17 protein-coding genes are annotated in these 17,160 nt (G+C 49.9%); 9 read left to right on the forward strand and 8 right to left on the reverse strand.

Translation table 11 applies throughout. From position 1 onward, the window contains the following. Positions 1-71: 71 nt before the first annotated feature. The gene (gene galE, locus B3A20_RS01720; protein ID WP_290761170.1) at positions 72-1,088 is read right to left on the reverse strand and encodes a UDP-glucose 4-epimerase GalE; all 1,017 of its coding nucleotides are present in this window, start codon (positions 1,086-1,088) and stop codon (positions 72-74) included. Positions 1,089-1,145: 57 nt separating this feature from the next. Here galE and B3A20_RS01725 point away from each other — a divergent pair, with 57 nt between their 5' ends. From B3A20_RS01725 to B3A20_RS01745, 5 genes are all read left to right on the forward strand, one after another. Next, entirely contained in the window at positions 1,146-2,309 is a 1,164-nt protein-coding gene (locus B3A20_RS01725) for a mechanosensitive ion channel family protein (RefSeq protein ID WP_290761172.1), read from the forward strand. A 21-nt stretch (positions 2,310-2,330) separates the two neighbouring features. Then, a complete protein-coding gene (locus B3A20_RS01730) occupies positions 2,331-2,594 on the forward strand; it encodes a chorismate mutase (protein WP_014547164.1) in 264 nt (87 codons plus the stop codon). Next, a complete protein-coding gene (locus B3A20_RS01735) occupies positions 2,594-3,778 on the forward strand; it encodes a prephenate dehydrogenase/arogenate dehydrogenase family protein (RefSeq protein ID WP_290761176.1) in 1,185 nt (394 codons plus the stop codon). Before B3A20_RS01730 ends, B3A20_RS01735 begins: the two co-directional genes overlap by 1 nt. Positions 3,779-3,797: 19 nt before the next feature. Continuing rightward, positions 3,798-5,174 carry a 3-phosphoshikimate 1-carboxyvinyltransferase gene (locus B3A20_RS01740; protein ID WP_290761178.1) on the forward strand — a complete coding sequence of 459 codons (1,377 nt, stop codon included), beginning with the start codon at positions 3,798-3,800 and terminating at the stop codon, positions 5,172-5,174. Positions 5,175-5,299: 125 nt separating this feature from the next. Then, positions 5,300-6,184, forward strand: a complete 885-nt coding sequence (locus tag B3A20_RS01745; RefSeq protein WP_088629244.1) for an NAD(+)/NADH kinase — start codon at positions 5,300-5,302, stop codon at positions 6,182-6,184. A gap of 10 nt (positions 6,185-6,194) precedes the next feature. On the opposite strand, the gene B3A20_RS01750 is transcribed toward B3A20_RS01745, so the two are convergent. Beyond that, on the reverse strand, positions 6,195-7,064 hold the full coding sequence (locus B3A20_RS01750; RefSeq protein ID WP_290761182.1) for a pseudouridine synthase: 870 nt from the start codon (positions 7,062-7,064) through the stop codon (positions 6,195-6,197). Further along, positions 7,028-8,137 (reverse strand): histidinol-phosphate transaminase, encoded by a 1,110-nt coding sequence (gene hisC / locus B3A20_RS01755; protein WP_290761184.1) that lies wholly within the window; start codon positions 8,135-8,137, stop codon positions 7,028-7,030. The genes B3A20_RS01750 and hisC overlap by 37 nt, the downstream gene beginning before the upstream one ends. A gap of 76 nt (positions 8,138-8,213) precedes the next feature. On the opposite strand from hisC, the gene B3A20_RS01760 reads away from it, so the two are divergent. Then, the gene (locus B3A20_RS01760) at positions 8,214-8,594 is read left to right on the forward strand and encodes a hypothetical protein (protein ID WP_290761186.1); all 381 of its coding nucleotides are present in this window, start codon (positions 8,214-8,216) and stop codon (positions 8,592-8,594) included. 136 nt (positions 8,595-8,730) lie between these two features. After that, positions 8,731-10,422, forward strand: coding sequence for a carbohydrate-binding protein (locus B3A20_RS01765; protein ID WP_290761188.1), 1,692 nt, complete (start codon positions 8,731-8,733; stop codon positions 10,420-10,422). Between the two features lie 5 nt (positions 10,423-10,427). Here B3A20_RS01765 and B3A20_RS01770 read toward each other — a convergent pair whose 3' ends face one another. Then, complete coding sequence (locus B3A20_RS01770; protein WP_290761190.1) at positions 10,428-11,297, reverse strand: arginase family protein; 870 nt, start codon at positions 11,295-11,297, stop codon at positions 10,428-10,430. A gap of 92 nt (positions 11,298-11,389) precedes the next feature. On the opposite strand from B3A20_RS01770, the gene B3A20_RS01775 reads away from it, so the two are divergent. Continuing rightward, positions 11,390-11,884 (forward strand): nucleoside deaminase, encoded by a 495-nt coding sequence (locus B3A20_RS01775; protein WP_088629237.1) that lies wholly within the window; start codon positions 11,390-11,392, stop codon positions 11,882-11,884. Between the two features lie 11 nt (positions 11,885-11,895). Here B3A20_RS01775 and B3A20_RS01780 read toward each other — a convergent pair whose 3' ends face one another. The 4 genes from B3A20_RS01780 to B3A20_RS01795 form a co-directional block, all read right to left on the reverse strand. Beyond that, positions 11,896-12,840: a radical SAM/SPASM domain-containing protein gene (locus tag B3A20_RS01780; protein ID WP_290761194.1), complete on the reverse strand. Its 945-nt coding sequence runs from the start codon at positions 12,838-12,840 to the stop codon at positions 11,896-11,898. Further along, a complete protein-coding gene (locus B3A20_RS01785) occupies positions 12,833-13,924 on the reverse strand; it encodes a tRNA-dihydrouridine synthase family protein (protein ID WP_290761196.1) in 1,092 nt (363 codons plus the stop codon). Before B3A20_RS01785 ends, B3A20_RS01780 begins: the two co-directional genes overlap by 8 nt. A 114-nt stretch (positions 13,925-14,038) precedes the next feature. Further along, positions 14,039-14,674 (reverse strand): RdgB/HAM1 family non-canonical purine NTP pyrophosphatase, encoded by a 636-nt coding sequence (gene rdgB / locus B3A20_RS01790; RefSeq protein WP_290761198.1) that lies wholly within the window; start codon positions 14,672-14,674, stop codon positions 14,039-14,041. A gap of 38 nt (positions 14,675-14,712) precedes the next feature. After that, positions 14,713-14,904, reverse strand: a complete 192-nt coding sequence (locus B3A20_RS01795; RefSeq protein ID WP_290761200.1) for a TM2 domain-containing protein — start codon at positions 14,902-14,904, stop codon at positions 14,713-14,715. 208 nt (positions 14,905-15,112) lie between these two features. Here B3A20_RS01795 and B3A20_RS01800 point away from each other — a divergent pair, with 208 nt between their 5' ends. Next, positions 15,113-17,071: an alginate O-acetyltransferase AlgX-related protein gene (locus B3A20_RS01800; RefSeq protein WP_290761202.1), complete on the forward strand. Its 1,959-nt coding sequence runs from the start codon at positions 15,113-15,115 to the stop codon at positions 17,069-17,071. Positions 17,072-17,160 lie beyond the last annotated feature (89 nt).

The raw sequence follows: 17,160 nt of genomic DNA on the forward strand, positions 1-17,160 counted from the left end.
CCGTCAAGCGAGGACAGGCGCGAGGACGGGCGCGAGGACAGGCGCCGGGAATGACATGCAGGGCGGGTGTTTTACCCGCGGTAACCCTTGGGGTTGTTCTTTTGCCAGTTCCAGGCGTCGCGGCACATTTCTTCGATGCCGTACTGAGCTTTCCAGCCGAGTTCGTCGAATGCCTTTTGCGGATTGCAGTAGCAAGTGGCGATGTCGCCTGCGCGACGCGGCTTGATGCTGTACGGAATTTTGACGTTGTTGACTTTTTCGAATGCTTTTACGACGTCGAGCACGGAGTAGCCGTGACCTGTACCCAAGTTATAAATTGCGAGTCCACATTTGCGTTCGATAGCCTTGAGCGCGCTCACGTGGCCAGAGGCAAGGTCGCAGACGTGGATGTAGTCGCGGACACCGGTGCCATCCGGGGTGTCGTAGTCATTGCCGAATACGCCAAGTTCCTTGCGGAGTCCGACGGCGGTCTGCGTGATGTAAGGCATTAAGTTGTTTGGAATTCCGTTCGGGTCTTCGCCGATGCGTCCGCTTGGGTGTGCGCCAATCGGGTTGAAGTAACGGAGCAAAACAATGTTCCATTCCGGATCAGCCTTTTGCACGTCGCGGAGGACTTCTTCGAGCATGGACTTCGTCTGTCCGTAGGGGTTGGTGCATTGGCCCTTGGGACAAGCTTCTGTAATAGGGATTTGTGCCGGGTTGCCGTAAACGGTTGCCGAAGAACTGAAAATGAGGTTCTTGCAGCCGTGATTACGCATGGCGTGGAGCAACACGAAAGTGGCGTTCATGTTGTTTTCGTAGTATTCGAGCGGCTTCGCGACGGATTCGCCGACGGCCTTGAGCCCTGCAAAGTGGATGCAGGCGTCAAACTTGTTTTCGCTAAAAATTTTGTTCATGGCGGCGGCGTCACGGACGTCTGCCTTGACGAACGGGATGGGGGAGCCGACAAGCTCTGCTACGCGGCGGAGCGATTCATCGCTTGAGTTTACAAGGTTATCGACGACGACAACGGAATGACCCGCTTTGTAGAGTTCGATGATGGTGTGGCTTCCGATATAACCGGCGCCACCCATAACGGCTATTTTCATGATTGCTCCAATGATAAAAGTTCGGTGCATAATATACGAAATTTTTAGATTGTAGGCATGAACGATTACTACCAATTTGCGATACTTTCAGCTGTTGTTGTGGCTGTTTATGCCTTTTTGTATTTCGTGGTGCATCCGCTTGCAAAATGGATTGCCATAAAGACTCCGAACAAGTTTGATGACTTGCTTGTGAAAAAGAAAGTGATTTCGCGTGCGCTCTTTTTTGTGCCGGTGATTATTTTAGTGCAGTCGTTCCCGTATGTGCTCGCGAAGGGCCATTGGCTTTATGAATTTTGTGAACATATCGGAAATATTTTGTTCACGGTAGCGGCGTTCTTGCTTGCAAGTGCGGTGCTCGATGTCATTGAAAGCATGAATGAACGCAATGCGAAAATGAAGCTGCGCCCGATGCGTGGCATTTTCCAGGCGATTAAACTTGCGATGTTCTGTGTGGCGACCATCCTTGTGGCGTCACAGATTGTGAATAAAAGTCCTGTGATTATTTTATCGACACTTGGCGCCATGGCGACTGTCCTGTTGTTGGTTTTCAGGGACTCGATTCTGGGATTGGTCTCTGGAATCCAGATAAATTTGTCGGACCTCTTGCGCAAGGGCGACTGGATTGAAATTGAACGCCATCATGCTGATGGCTCGGTCATTGACATTACGCTTACATCTGTGAAAGTGCGTAACTGGGACAATACGGTTTCAGTGATTCCGGCGTACGACTTGATTACCAATTCTTTCCGTAATTGGCGCGGTATGCAGGAATCGGGCGGTCGCCGCATCAAGCGTTCGCTTTTTATTGACCAGCAGAGCATCCGCTTTTTGACGCCTGAGGAAATTGAAAAGTTCATGAAGATTGATGTGCTGCGCCCGTACTTGGAACAAAAGTTAAGTGAAATCGGTGAAGGTTCGGGTGTGTCGGAAAATGTCACAGTAACAAAGCTGAATGGCCGCCATTTGACAAACATCGGAACGTTCAGGGCTTACTGCACGGCGTATCTCCGCAGTCGTAAGACGATTGCTCAAGACATGACGCTCATGACGCGCCAACTTGCGCCAACGCCGACGGGGCTCCCGCTTGAAATCTATGCGTTTGCCAATACGGTGGAGTGGATTGAATACGAAAATATCCAGTCCGATATTTTTGATTTTCTGATTGCATCGCTCCCGGAATTTGGGCTTTCGCTGTACCAGTACGCAAACCGCGTGCCGTAATTTTTTTCTACATTCGTCAATATGGATATTAATGAATGGCGCATTCGCATTGACGAACTTAATGATGAACTGATGTCGCTCCTCAACAAGAGGGCTACATACGCTGCTGAAATTGGGAAAATCAAGAAACAGAAAGGTTTGCCCGTTTTTGATGAAGGTCGCGAACAGTCTGTCTTGAATTTGGTCGCCGAGAAGGCCGCAAAGGCCGGTGGCCCGCTTTCTCCGGAATCGTTCCAGAATATTTTCCGAGTCATCATGGAAGAAACTCGCAAGGTGGAAGAATAATGGTCGGTCGCATTACCATGGTGGGGTTTGGCCTTTTGGCAAGCTCGATTGCTGCTGCCATCAAACAGGCTAAGCTTCCGACGAAGATTCGTGCTGTAAGTTCACCTGCAACGCTCAAACGTGCTCGTGAACTTGAACTTGCCGATGAATTTTTTGAATACGACGAGACTGAAAAATGGGCGAAGGATAGCGACCTGATTTTGCTCTGTGCGCCGATCCTCCACATTTTGAAGATGATTGATGCTCTCGGTAAAGTTTCGTGGGCAGGTACTAATGCTGGCCGAGAAATCTTGGTGAGCGATATCGGTTCGACGAAAGTTGAAATTTGCAAGGCGGGCGTTCGCTTGCCCTCGCCGTTCCGCTTTGTCGGTAGCCATCCGATGGCGGGGTCCGAAAAACGCACTTGCGAATACAACGATCCTGCGATTTTTGAAAATGCGTACTGGTTCGTCTGTCCGCCGGATGGAACGCTTGAATCTGTTTATGCCCCGCTTCTGGAAATTATCCGCTTTGTAGGCGCAAATCCTGTCGTGTTCCCGCCGGAACATCACGACCGCACGATGGCGTGGGTGAGTCACATGCCGCAGATGCTGAGCTCGACACTCGCCGGGAACTTGCCGGAACGTTTGCTCAAGCATAATTATCAGCATTTTGCAGGCCGTGCTTTCCGCGACATGACGCGCATTGCCGCCTCGGGCTGGGGAATGTGGCACGATATCGCCGTGACGAATCGTGACGAGACGACTCGCGCCCTTTGCGAAGTCCGCGATGGCCTCGACAAGACGATTGCGGCGATGAACGGACTCAACGTCGTGAAAGACGGTAAGCCTGCTTCTGGCAATTTTGAAAACGACGAGCAGAGCGTGGTTGCCGATAATTCGCAGGCGCTTGCCGATATTTTCAAGGCGGGGAACGATGGCCGTGCAAGCTTGTTTGCTCCGGGTCGCAATAACACCAACTCGTTCTACGAAATTACGGTCCAGCTCAAGGATAAGCCGGGCGCTCTGTTGAGCGTGATGCAGCCGCTTGCCGAAGAAGGTATCAACATTCGCGACATAGAACTGATGAAGGTTCGCGAAAATGTGGCGGGTACACTTTTGCTTGCGTTCAAAACCGAAGAAGAAGCTGCCCGAGCCGTAAAGACTCTGCGATATTTGGAATACGAAGTTAAAGAAAGACGTTAATTTGCTTAAGGAATAGACGATGGAATTCTTGATGAATCCCGACCGTGAACGGATGAATTTGACGTTGGTGATGGCTCTTTTGGTGAATGGCCGCACCGTTTTGGAAAATTTTGCCTGGGCAAGTGGTAGTGAAAAGTATGCCGAGGCGCTGAAAGATTTTGGTCTCACTTACGAATTGCAAGGGCATCAGCTTGTCTTGAATGGCAAGGGGTTCCAGTACTCTATTCCGACCATGCTTCCGTTCAAGTTTGGCGAAGCCGATAACGTGATGCTTTGGACGCTTGCGAGCAAGGACGATGAGCAACTTTACACGTTTGCCGCCGAAGTTGATGAAGCGGGAATTGCCCGCGTGAATACAGCGAAGGAAACGCTCCAGAAATATTTCAAGATCAAGGTGCAAAAAGACGAACCGGCTAAGTTTGTCTTTAACTTTTTGCGCGATGAACTGAACGTCAAGAAGGATTCTCTCGGGAATGTTTCTTCGGTGATGCGCAACAGGCTTTTGCTCCGTGCGCTTATCCGCAATGACTATTTGAATTTTGAAGAAAAGTCTACGGTGCATGACCAGTGGACGAAAATGCTCATTTACTTTGGTGCGGCTGTGAAATATGAAGGCCGTGGCATGGAACAGTTGAGCGAATTTGAACGCCGCTTGATGATTGCACAGGGCAAGAAGATTGAACGTACGCAGTTTACGGAACTTTCGGAAACGAAGGTGATTACCGCGCGTGAATACTATGTGCCGGGCGATACGACGGAAGCGACTGCATTTGCGGTACTCGCAACTGTCGGGAACATGCCGAAGGACAACGTCATCAAGCTTTTGAACGTAGACTTGAACAGCAGCCGTGCGGGTGCGCTCACATGCCTCAAGCGCATGGGTGCTAACGTTGAAACGGTGAGCCGTCGTGAAAAGTATGGTGATGTTTTTGGCGATGTTGAAATCAAGCCGCTTGCTTCTGGAAAGCGTTTGCAGGGCCGCCGCTTTAGCGAAGACGTGATTGCGACCGCGCTCGAAGAATACCCGCTGTTGGCTGTGGCGGCTTGCTACGGCGAAGGCGAAACGATTTTGCGTGTACCTAAGGAAGTCCGCAAGGAAATGCGCCCCAAGAATGAATTTTTGGCGGTGAACTTGCGCAAGACGGGGGCCGAAGTTGGCGTGTACGACGATGGCCTTGTGATTCGCGGCCTTGAAACGATTGTGAACGGTAGCGATTTTGACGGTGGCGATTCGGCGCAGATGGGACTTGCCTTGAGCGTGTTGTCGCTTGCGCTCCAGAACGATGAACCGGTCGAGAATATGGACAAAGTCGAAGCGATGTTCCCGGGGGTTGTCGAAAAGCTCAAGAATGTGCTTGTGGCGGAAAACGCCGAGAAGAAGGAACAAAATGTTTAGCCTGAATGATAGAATGCTATTGCCCGATCTGTCATTCCGGCCAGAGCCTGTCCTGAGCAACAGTCGAAGGATGCCGGAATCGCCTTCTTGGCTAGCAAATAAAACCGCAGTGGTAGGATTTATAAATGAACAAGTCTTTCAGCAGCATTGGAATTGTCGGGTTCAAGGACAAGAGTGCCGATTTGGCATGTGCCTTGAAGCAGATTACTTCTTGGGCGCTTGAACACCCGCAGGTGAAATTTTATGCGCTCGATTCCCTCAAGGAACTCGTGAAAAAGCCGATTCGCGTGGTGAAAGAATCCGCGCTGCAGAAGACCGATTTGCTGCTTGCGATTGGCGGTGATGGCACTGTGCTGACGGCTGCGCATATGGCGCTTGGTCATAACATCCCGATTCTCGGCGTGAATGCCGGGCGCGTGGGTTTTTTGGCGGAATCGCGTGTGGAAGGCTTGACCAAGACGCTCGATAGCTTGCTTGCTGGCGACTTCTCGACTCGCGAACGCATGATGATCGAGGCTGCGGTTTATCACGGCAGAAAGTGCATTGCAAAGCAGACTGTTCTGAATGAAGTCCACGTGCGCGCGCACGCTCCGGAACGCATGGTGAACGTCAACGTGGCTTATAACGATACGTGTCTGACGGAATACTGGGCGGATTCGATTCTCGTTTCGACGCCGACGGGTTCAACGGCTTACAATTTGGCGGCTGGCGGCCCGATTATCCATCCTTCGACGCCTGCAGTGGTGCTCACGCCTGTGGCTCCGAGTAGTCTCTCGGTGCGTCCGCTTGTGCTTTCTCTGACGGATAAAAAGTTGCGAATGGCGTCTGCGGTGAATTGCTCGCTGGACCTCGTTTTTGACGGGCGCATCACGCTTGAAATGAAACCGGATGAATACGTGATGTTGTCTGAAAGTAAACTTGTGACGACGTTTATTCGTATGCGTCACACGGGCTTTGTAGGCGCTCTTCGCGAAAAACTTGGTTGGACGGGTAAACCGCGCTCGGCTTAATGCTGCGGGGCTATGGGCGCGGCGAGTTGAGTTGTTTAATTTCGCCCTGCTTTAAATCGCCCAATTCGTAATTGCAGAACTTGATGCGCACAAGGCGTAAAACTTCGTAGCCGAGCTTCGCGAGCATACGACGGATTTCTCGATTCTTGCCTTCGTCCAAGGTGATTTCTAACCAACAGTTCTTTTCGCCTGCGCTGTAAAGTTTGGCGCTGACGGCGTGCATGAATTCTTCGGGTTCGCCAAAAACGCGGGGTGGGACGTTGAAGCCTTTTTCCATTTGCGAAAGTTCTTCGGCGGTGGGGTGCCCGTTAACCTGCACCCGGTAGATTTTGGTGTGCGGAATTTGGTCATGTTCAAGCGAGCTTGTCCGCGACGCTCGTTCTATGCATTTGTCGTCTTTCCTCTTTAATAAATCGTCTGCCCATCGCGTATCGTTTGTAAATAACAATAGCCCTTCGCTGGCGGCATCGAGTCTGCCGACGGGCGATATATGCGGCACAGCCTTGCCGGGGAACATCTTGGCGTATTGTTCACGGAAAAGGTCCATGACGGTTGCGCGCCCTTTTTCGTCGCTTGCCGTAGTGACGTAACCACGAGGCTTGTTCATCATAAAGTAAACGAACTCGCTTGCTTTTACATGCTTTCCGTCAACGCAAATCTCGTCATTTTCGCGAGCGGGAGTGTCCGGATCGCGGACGATTTTACCACGCAAAGAAACCCGGCCCTCGCGGACCAGGTTTTCTGCTTGGCTTCTGCTGCAAAAACCGCGCTTAGAAATCACACGGGCAACGCCGTGAGCTTTGGCTTTAGTTGCGCCAGACGCGGGCTTTGCGCAGTTTCGGTTTACTTGCCGAGATATGCCTTGATGTTTTCGAGGCATTTCTTGTTCTGAGCTTCGGTACCGACGGTAATGCGGAGCACGTCACCCATAGCCGGCTGCGGGCGGATGATGGTGCCCTTGGCCTGCAAGAACTTGAAGGCGTCCATCGGATCCTTGAATCCACTGACGGCGATGAAGTTTGCATGGCTGTCGACGTAGGGGAGGCCGAGTTCCTTGAAACCAGCCTTGAGCTGTTCGAGACCCTTCTTGTTGAGTTCGCGAACCTTGTTCACGTAATCCTGGTCGTCGATAGCGCCGATGGCAGCTGCCTGAGCGATGCTGTTCACGTTGAACGGTTCACGCACGCGGTTGATGAGGGCGACGATTTCCGGACGGGTGATGCAGTAGCCCACGCGCAGCCCTGCGAGACCGTAAATCTTGCTGAATGTACGGCAGCAGATGATGTTCTTGCCTGCGGCGATGCGGCTGTTGAAATCCGGAACGAGTTCCGGCGTGTCTTCGATAAATTCGGTGTAGGCTTCGTCCATCACGAGAACGCAAGTTTCCGGGAGGCTGTCGGCGAAGTCCAAAATTTCCTTGGCGGTGAGGTCAGAACCGGTCGGGTTGTTCGGGTTGGCGAGGAACACGATGCGGGTCTTTTCGTTCACGGCATCGCGCATAGCCTTGAGGTTGTAGTTGTATCCCGGAGCCGGCATGTCAACTTCAACAATCTTGGCGTTCATGGCCATCGTGGCGAGCTTGTAAACAGCGAAGCTGTGGTTGCCCATGACGGCTTCCGTGCCGGGGCCGAGGAACACCTGAGCGATCATGTCCAAAAGTTCGTTACTGCCGTTACCCACAGCAATCTGGTCGCGGTTCACGCCGCGGAATTCAGCAATCTTTCCGATGAGGTCGTAAGAACCTCCATCCGGATAGAGGTTCACTTCTTCCAAAGCCTTGCGAGCTTCGGCCATGCCCTTCGGGCTCGGGCCAAACGGGTTTTCGTTGCTGGCGAGCTTGTCAATGTCTTTCGGGTTGAGGCCGAATTCACGAGCGGTGTAGGCGATGGGTTTGCCGGTCACGTAGAGCGGCTGCTTCAAAATGTGCTGCTGTGCGAGCTGATTGATATCCATAGTTGTTATTTGCTAGTTATAGTTATTGATTATTTGTAATCCGTAAGGAATAATAGCAATTTTTTATATTAGGGTTATGACGAAATCTATCGTTTTTAGCATTGTCGCATCGTTAGAAGCTCTTGCCATTGTAATTGGTTTGAGTTTTAAATGTGATGGCTTGTTTTTCCCGCTTTTGGAATTCTCGTTTTTAATTTGGGCTTTCTCTCGAATAATGCTGCTTAATTCGTCTTTAAATGTTTATTTCTTATTTTCCCTATTTGTTCCAATTGCATGGTTGGTTTTCGATGTGCTTCCTCGGATGATTCAGTCTGATGGTGGTGTTTGGGATAATGCTACCTTTTTGTTGTTTTGCCCGTGCATAGGTATAGCCACTTGGATTGAAGTTGTTCTAAATAGATTTATTCATAAAACGCCGTTAATCATTCAGTGGCCATCAATGAGCGAAAAAGAATAGCCCCGTGCTAATGGCTGAAAAAAAGAGCGATTTAGCGTTTCTTGACAAAATGTCTAGAAATTAAATGCGAAATTGCGCCCTATATCGGCTTTTGAAATGTAGATTATATATTGGTAAAATATTAAGGAAGTTGGTGATGTCTGGAATTTCTAATCGAATTTTAGCGGTGCTGTGCGGACTTGCTCTGAGTGCGTCTGCTGCGGTGGATCAGTGCAAGCCGATTGGCTGGGCGACTCGTTCGGGCCGTACGTCGACCGAATTTAATGTGACTGGTGGCGGAAACTCGACTCCCATTACCGTAAAAACATTTGCTGATTTGCAAAAGTACGCGAAGGATTCTTCTCCGCGTGTGATTTACATAGACGGTACGCTTGGCGATGGCTGGAGCGGAACGACGGGAAGCCGTTTGAATATTACCGCATCGAACAAGACGATTATCGGACTCAAGCCGGGAACGCTTTTGAAAGCTCCTATTCACATCACGAGCAAGGCGTCGAACATCATCATCCGCAATATCGTGATTCAGGGTCCGGGAAGCAATGCCGACCAAGCGTGGGACAATCTCACGATTGAAGGTGAATCAAAGAACATCTGGATTGACCACTGCGAATTTTGGGACGGTCAAGATGGTAACGCTGACGTGGTGAAAGGTTCTGATAACGTAACATTCACATGGTGCATTTTTGGCTACAAGAAAAAGAGTACGCACAACTTGTCAAACCTCATTGGAAGTTCCGATAACGAGCCCGTGAGCGAAGGCAAGTTGAATGTGACTTACATGTTCAACTGGTGGAAGGCTGCAAACCAGCGCAAGCCCCGTTGCCGCTACGGCAATGTGCATGTCGTGAACAACCTTTTGACGGGCGATGCTAGCATCACGAACGGTACGGATGTGCTCGGAGTTGCTGCAGGGCATATGTGCAGAGTGCGCACCGAACGCAATGTGTTCATCAACGAAAATAATCCGATTTATACAGGTGTTGCAAATGGCACAGGCGTGAACGAAGTCATCGACAATATTTTCACGAACTGCTCGGGCAATACAAAGGGAACAGGGACTTCTTTTACACCGCCTTATGAATACACGAGCTTTATGCTCAAGGCGAGCGAAGTTGAAGCTGCCGTGAAGGCAAATGCGGGCGCTACGCTCAAGAGTCCGACGGAATGTGATGCCAATTATGTGGAGCCGGAACCGCCGACACCTGATAAACAGTATCAGGCCGAAAAGGGGACGATTACAGGTGGCGTTTCTGAAAGTAGTAATGGCGGGTACCACGGTGATGGCTATGTGAATTTCGATAAGGGCGGCGATGTCGTCGTGAAAGTAAAAGTCGATACAGCCGGTCAATACAAGTTAATTATTGATTTTGCAAACGGCTCCAATGAAGCGCGTTCTCTTGCGATTTCTGCAGGTTTAGATACAGCAACGACATCTTTCAAGACAACTGGTGGCTGGACCGTCTGGGAAACGGCTGAAGTCTTGGTGAATCTTGCTGCAGGCGAAAATGCAGTGAAGTTTGCAACCGTTGGCGGTAATGATGGTCCGAACATCGACCAGTTCAATGTAACGCTTGTGAAGGCCGTTGAAAAAGATTCATCGGAAGAAAAGACTACATCAATTCGCTCGAAATTGGTTGCTATGGTTGAGCCGAGCGTTTATCGCGTTAGCATTTTCGATACGAAGGGCTCGCTGGTTCGCCGCATGAATGTTGAATCTGCAAAAGTTGGCGATGTCGCAAGGATGACCCGCGGACTACCTGCTGGCTTGTATGTGATGCAGCTGAAGAGCGCAAATACGGAACGCCGCAAGTTTATTACTGTGAAGTAATACTTTTAAAGATTATTTAAAAACTCGACAAATTCGCGATTCAGCTCGCTGTTGAGCGAATCAGCCTCTTGAACGGTGTGGTGCTCGTCGCCTTCGAAATCGTGGGCGCGTTCGCCGCAGATGTCGATGCCAAGAATTTTGCGACCTGTGGTAAGTGCGGTGATGCTATCTTTGAGGGCGTCAAGCGTAAGTGTGCCTTGATCCCAATTGGTGGCAGCATAGACTGGTGATAGGGCGTCCTTGTCGATGGAAATGTAAAGAGAATGTTGAGACGAAAGACGAGAGACGAAAGACGAGAGAGAGCTTTGAAACGAGAGTGTGTTTAGTTCGCTTTCGCGGATGAATGTCACTTTATCTAAAATGCTCGATTCCCCGGATTGCGAAAGCTCTTCGCGGACGGTTTCGACGAGTTCGTCCTTGACTCCGATAATGATGACGCTTTGAATAAACTTGTTGTTATCGAGGACTTCTTTGACCCAACCGCCACAGCTTAAAATTCCGCCAAAGCGGGGCGGTTGCATGTCGGGATGATGGTCGAATACGATGAGCGTGAATGGTTCCTGGACTCTATCGGTCCAGAGCTTGCTCATGTAATGATAATTGCCGTTGTCAAAGAAATGGATGTTCGGGGCATTTGTGGAATTGTCGCGATTCTCGATAATGCGGTTGCATTCACTTTTGCTGCTGCTTTCTGCGTTATCAATCAATTCATTGATTTCCTTGATGGCTTCATCGTCGCAGTAGCAGTCGGTTCCTACGATTTTCGTGCAGTCGAGCCAGCGAACGTCCTTGCTTGTTTCTGCGGTGGTGCGCAGTTCTTGCATAAAGGGTTGCTCAGCATAAACGCCCGTGAAATCTTGAACCGTAATCATCATGGTTCAAAAATAGCTAAGATGGGGGTAGGACGAGCGCTTTTTATTGTTTTTCCCAATGTTTTTGATTATTTTAGTGAGGTCAAGGAGTTTTTATGCAAGAAGAATTGAAGAATATTACGGATGAAGACAAGCGTTTTATGCAGATGGCGATTCAGTTGTCCGTCGACAATGTCGATAATGGCGGCGGTCCGTTTGGTGCTGTGATTGTCAAGGATGGCGAAGTCGTGGCGACGGGTGCAAATCGCGTTGTGCCGAATAACGACCCGACGGCTCATGCTGAGGTAACTGCAATTCGCAATGCTTGTGCAAAACTCGGAACTTTCATGCTGGACGGCTGTACTGTTTACACGAGTTGCGAACCTTGTCCGATGTGCCTGAGCGCTTTGTATTGGGCTCGAGTCAAACGCATCTGCTACGCCAATACAAAAGCCGATGCCGCGGCCATCGAATTCGACGATTCTTTTATCTATGACCAACTCGATTTGCCGTACGAAAAACGTGCTATCAAGTGCGATCATTTTATGCGAAACGAAGCGCTCGTCGCGTTCAAAAAGTGGGCGACAAAGACGGACAAAACCCGTTATTAATTTGAATTCGTTTATTTAAATCGTTTGCAAAAATTGCAAGTTTGACAAAAAGGGTGGCGTAGTTCATGCTGCGCGAACCCTTCTTTTATATTTAGCGCGAGCGGGCTTTCTAAAATTTCAGCAAGGCTTTGTTCACCGATGTGGCCGAGCGTAATTTGTCCGCTGTGGTCAAGGCAACAGGCGACAACGCGGCCGTCGTGTAGGATCGCTACGTGTGTGTCTAGTGCGCGGCATGTGCCCGCGATTCTTTCGTCTCTCGTCTGTAGGGCTTTGCCCGTTCTCTCGTCTATACTAGGCCATTCAAATCTTGTGTCTTCGTGCAGATAAAGTCGCCCTGTGATGTTGAAACTCTTGTGGCGGCTGCAAAAATGTCCGGGTGTAACCTCAACGCCGAATGTTTCGTGGATGCGCTTAAGCATGTAGCTGTTCCACGAGGAGGCTTCTTTGGCGCCGACGTTCCATAAACGCAAATTGATGTAGAGGTCGGGGCGTTCGGCGTTCGCGATTTGGCAAAAGTCGAGGACATTTTGCAAATAACGTTCTGCGATTTCGCGAGAGAGTTCGGCGTAGGCGTGTGTCGAAAAGTTGACTTGACGGACGGCGGGCGAGGCGAGAATCTGGCGACTAAAGCGCTCGATTGTTGTTCCGTTTGTCGTGAGTGTAAGCTTTAATGGTGTTTGTTCTAATTTTTTAACGTAATGGGCGAAGCCGGGGTGGAGCGTGGGTTCGCCGAGAACGTGAAAGTAAACATTGGTGGCTCCGATTTCTTGAGCGCCTGCGATGCATGTTTCGAACAGCTTGGATTCCATGAACGTGCGGCTTGCGAAAGTCGAAGACTTGCTTGCTGCAAATTCGTTGTCTGCGACATTCGCGTTGCCAGCAGCAGTTCCGCATGGGCAAAAGCTGCAATGCAGATTGCAGACATTTGTGATTTCGATGTAGACGCTGTTAATCATTGGAAAAATTATGGATCCTATCGCTACGCTCCAGGATGACGGTTTTCAAGGAAGACTGCGATGTTATCTCGATGATAGTAGCTTGGTATTCGCTGAGCTTGCCGGCTTTCTTGATTTTCTTGAAAATCTTTTTGGGAATGCTTGGTTCGAGATATTCCCAAAAGCTTTGTACGTGCGAGAGAATCTGGCTGTCGCCTTGATACGTTTTGCAAGCGTAGTCGAATATGATCTGGTGCATCTGGAAAAGCTTGCCGAGAAAATCTTGCGGGGTGGCGCAGTTTATATCGCGGTTGCTCGATTGCACGGATCCTGTTTCGTCCTTGCTGCTCAACGCCTTGTATTCCGCGGCGAGGCTTGGGCGTGCGAGCAGTCCGCGTCCAATCATCACGCCGGCAAGATTCGGGTAGCGTCGTTCCATTTCACAGATTTGCGAAACGCTTGTGATGTCGCCGTTATAAACGAGCGGATGGCGACATTCCTCATAAAACTTTTCAAATGACTTGAAATCAATTGCGCCTTTGTACTGTTGCTTGCCGAGTCTGGGGTGGAGTGTGATTTGCAAGAGCGGCGCTTCGTTTAAAATTGGGAGGAGTGCGAAGGCCTCATCGGGGGAGTCTTGCCCAAGGCGCATCTTGACGGAAAATTTTACCGGTGTGGCTTTGATTTCGTCCATGATTTCTTGGACGGCTTGAATGTCGCTTAAAAGCCCGGCGCCGCGATGACGGTTGACTTGCATTGGGAAAGGGCATCCCATGTTGAAGTCGATTTCCGTGTAGCCTTTGGCGATTAGCGCGTTTGCTAGGATTTTAAATTCTTCGACGCTGTTCGCGATAATCTGCGGAATCTCGCGCGCATTCCCCTCGCGTGCATTCCCATCAAACGAATTTAAATCTCGCAAATCTTTTTCGCGCGGTTTCCCATCAAACGAATTTAAATCCCGCAAATCCTTTTCGCGCGGTTTTCCGTTCTCAATTCGCAAGAAGGGGGCATAATAGGCATCAACACCGCCAAAAATTTCGGCATGGGCTCTGCGGTAGATCCCCGTCGTATAACCTTGTAGCGGCGCAAATAAAATTTTTAGCATGGCGCGATTCTTGCGGACCTTTTTTACAAATGTAATAGTAAATGTATTAATCTTTTTTAACTAGGAATGTCGATGCCGGAACGGAGTCCGGCATGACAATTGAAAAAATGTGGATTATGCTTTTTGCTTTCCGAGCGCTTTCTTCAAAGCTCTGATGGCGTTTCCGCGATGGCTGATAACCTTTTTCTCTTCAAGTTCCATCTGCGCAAACGTTCTCGTTTCGCCATCTGGGACAAAAAGCGGATCGTAGCCAAAGCCCATGTCGCCGACAGGTGCGTGATTGATTTCACCGCGACATTCGCCTTCGAAAATAATCGGCTTGCTGATGACAAATTTACCTTGTTCGTTCTTGGTGACCGTCTGGTACGAGAGTGCGCAGAAGTAACGGGCCTTGCGGTCTTCGATGCCTTTGAGCTTTTGCATCAACTTGACGTTGTTCGCCTCATCATCGCCGTGCTTGCCACAATAGCGGGCGCTGTAAATGCCCGGTTCGCCGTTCAACGCGAAAACTTCAAGGCCGGAATCGTCGGCGAGAACGGTCGCTTCGATGTTGCGCTTGGCGAGCCATTGAGCGGTCGTATTTGACTTGATGATGGCGTTTTCGGCAAAGGAGTTTCCGTCTTCAACGATGTCTTCGTCAAAACCGATGTCTTTCAAAGTCTTGAATTCGTAATGGTCTGTGCCCAAAATATGGGCGAAGTCTCTAATTTTTCCGGCACTACCGGTCGCGATAACAAATAAACGTTTCATATTAATCTAATAACTACTGACTATTGACTAATAACTAATTAGTAATGTTCCGGTTTCATGACGATCAAGATGGCGTCAACGATAATGCCGACTCCGCAGAGACCGCCGGTGCAAAGCCACAAAATTCCGGTCCATATTTTTCCTTCGTAAAAACGGTGCATTCCCAGGTATCCGAGTAAAATGCAGAGGGCGAGTGCAATCCATTTGTTGTGTTCACCAGTAGCGGGCATAAAGACTCCTTTTTTAACGATATGCAATTTAGAAAATATGGAGATTACAAGACCGCAAATTTTTTTCGAAGTCAATCCAATTGCGTTGCAAAATGATCTGTTAGTCAATAGTCGAAAATCAACAAATAACTATTGACCAATAACTAGTAACTAATGACTAATAACCAACAACCAATAACTCAACATTTATTATAATTCTTACGTGAAAATGAAAAAATTATCTCTTTCCTTATTGAGTCTCGCAGGGCTTTCTGCGGGTATGTTCCTTGCAGCATCCTGTGCTGCTCCCTCGGCAAATTCCAAAGCGGAGCCTGTGGCCGAATCCGTTGCTCCGGTGATTCACGTCCCGGTTTATGTCGCTCCTGTGACAGTCTTTGAAATGCGCGTGCTCGACAAGGACAAGCAAGTCCGTGTCGTCGAAAAGCCAACTCTTGCGGCGCTTGATTTTGCGGCGTACTTTGCAAACCCGATCCGCATGGCGGGCATGGATGAAAAGCCTGAAAATTACACGGGCAAGATGGCTAATGCAAAGCTTGAGGAATTCCCGTTCCCGATGCTCGACTCGATTTCGGATTACGAGCCTGCCGCGGTTGCTGGTGTAGCTCCGATTGCGTGGGAACCGTTTGCAAAGATTCTCTATGCGCAGACTGGCGATGATGCGCTTGCGAAAGCTTTGAACGAAATTGAAGCGGTCAAGTGGGATGAACCCGAAGTGTTCCGCGCTTTCCAGACGGTAAGCCGTTTGTGGGGCGTGCCTGGAACGGGCGAAAATCAGGGAAAGATTGAATGGTGGGCCGAAGTGATGCCTGCTATTTGGACCGGTCGTACTCCGTTCTACGGTAAGCTTAAGGTTGTTTCGGGTGGTGAATCTCTCGAAGTCTTGAACTACTACATGACGGCCGAGATGAACAGTGAAGAGGCGATGAACTGGGCTCGTACGCTTTCGTCTTACTGGTACCCGACTTTGAATACGGATTTGGAACAACATACACCAGGTGCCATTTGGGAAAACTCAAGTGCTAATCGCCCGTTTGCGGTGATGCGTGGAAACCCGATGGGGAGTCCCATGTGGGTTGCCTTTGAAGTGCCTGCGTTCCGTTTGACGGATGAACAGTTGCGTGCCGCAGCTGTGGCTGATTCTTTGGCTGCTGCAGGCGAAGTTGTGCCGGTGAACCGCACGCTCGATACGAGTTCTTATGCCCGCTTGGAAACTCTTGTCGCTATGGAAAATAGCTGCCCTGCAACGCCTGCGACAAAGAAGTTCCGCGAAGCTTTGAAGAAGAAACTGGCGAAGCTCCCGAAGGAACAGAATGCTTGGGCGGATAACGGAATGCTTTGGTTCCGCCGCAATGCAAACTACCTCGTTGCAGATAAAATTAGCGGTCAGGATAGCCTCCACAATCCGCTCCCGAGAATGATTGAACTCAAGCAGTACCTGGATTCCATGAATATACAGCTTCTCGTGGTCCCGGTGCCTGTGAAAGAAGAAATCTATGCAGACAAGCTTGTAAAGGGTACACCTGCGGACTTGTGCGTGAATGTCAACGGCCGTGAATTTATCCGTGAAATGCTCGCTGCCGGGATTGACGTGCTAGACCTTTACCCGTCTTTGATGGCGGCCCGCAGTGGCGATGACGCTCCGCATTACAGCTACCAGCGCTACGATACGCACTGGGCATTACCGGGCATGCTTGCCGCAATGGAACAGCTTGCTTCTCGCGTGACGCAGTACAGCTGGTATGCCGATGCAAACCCGCAACCGGGTAGCCTTGTGATGAAGGATACGGTTGTACTCCGCGAAGGGGACTTGGTCGCTCATTTACCGGATAAGGAAAAGTCCAAGTATGCCGCCGATACTCTTGCAGGCATGAAAATCTACAAGGGCGACAAGGCTTACAAGGGTGGCAAAAATGCTCCAATCCTCTTGATGGGCGACTCGTTCACGGGGGTGTTCGAATCCGTGGACCAAAAGAGCGGTGGCCCGGGTTCCTTGCTTGCTTATGCGACGGGGCTCGACGTTCAGGTGCTTACGAGCTGGGGCGGAGGCCCTGGCGTTCGCGCTCGCCTCAAGAAGATGAAAAAGGACATGCTGAGCAAGCGTCTCGTGATTTACATGATGACGGCTCGCGACTACTGGCAAAGTCCGATGGAATGGGACGGTTTATAAGAACTTAGAACTTGGAACTTAGAACTTAGTGGAGTATCTAAGATCTAAGAGCGAAGCGGTCTAAGTTCTGCCTACTAAGATTTATGCAG

The organism is Fibrobacter sp. UBA4297 (assembly GCF_002394865.1).
Lineage (GTDB): Bacteria > Fibrobacterota > Fibrobacteria > Fibrobacterales > Fibrobacteraceae > Fibrobacter.

Coding starts and splice junctions, on each gene's coding strand:
- B3A20_RS01780 (WP_290761194.1), bottom strand. CDS start 12,840: ATGATTAACAGCGTCTACATCGAAATCACAAATGTCTGCAATCTGCAT.
- B3A20_RS01725 (WP_290761172.1), top strand. CDS start 1,146: ATGAACGATTACTACCAATTTGCGATACTTTCAGCTGTTGTTGTGGCT.
- B3A20_RS01745 (WP_088629244.1), top strand. CDS start 5,300: ATGAACAAGTCTTTCAGCAGCATTGGAATTGTCGGGTTCAAGGACAAG.
- hisC (WP_290761184.1), bottom strand. CDS start 8,137: ATGGATATCAATCAGCTCGCACAGCAGCACATTTTGAAGCAGCCGCTC.
- B3A20_RS01785 (WP_290761196.1), bottom strand. CDS start 13,924: ATGCTAAAAATTTTATTTGCGCCGCTACAAGGTTATACGACGGGGATC.
- B3A20_RS01765 (WP_290761188.1), top strand. CDS start 8,731: ATGTCTGGAATTTCTAATCGAATTTTAGCGGTGCTGTGCGGACTTGCT.
- B3A20_RS01735 (WP_290761176.1), top strand. CDS start 2,594: ATGGTCGGTCGCATTACCATGGTGGGGTTTGGCCTTTTGGCAAGCTCG.
- B3A20_RS01770 (WP_290761190.1), bottom strand. CDS start 11,297: ATGATGATTACGGTTCAAGATTTCACGGGCGTTTATGCTGAGCAACCC.
- B3A20_RS01775 (WP_088629237.1), top strand. CDS start 11,390: ATGCAAGAAGAATTGAAGAATATTACGGATGAAGACAAGCGTTTTATG.
- B3A20_RS01800 (WP_290761202.1), top strand. CDS start 15,113: ATGAAAAAATTATCTCTTTCCTTATTGAGTCTCGCAGGGCTTTCTGCG.
- B3A20_RS01730 (WP_014547164.1), top strand. CDS start 2,331: ATGGATATTAATGAATGGCGCATTCGCATTGACGAACTTAATGATGAA.
- B3A20_RS01795 (WP_290761200.1), bottom strand. CDS start 14,904: ATGCCCGCTACTGGTGAACACAACAAATGGATTGCACTCGCCCTCTGC.
- B3A20_RS01740 (WP_290761178.1), top strand. CDS start 3,798: ATGGAATTCTTGATGAATCCCGACCGTGAACGGATGAATTTGACGTTG.
- galE (WP_290761170.1), bottom strand. CDS start 1,088: ATGAAAATAGCCGTTATGGGTGGCGCCGGTTATATCGGAAGCCACACC.
- B3A20_RS01750 (WP_290761182.1), bottom strand. CDS start 7,064: ATGCCTCGAAAACATCAAGGCATATCTCGGCAAGTAAACCGAAACTGC.
- rdgB (WP_290761198.1), bottom strand. CDS start 14,674: ATGAAACGTTTATTTGTTATCGCGACCGGTAGTGCCGGAAAAATTAGA.
- B3A20_RS01760 (WP_290761186.1), top strand. CDS start 8,214: ATGACGAAATCTATCGTTTTTAGCATTGTCGCATCGTTAGAAGCTCTT.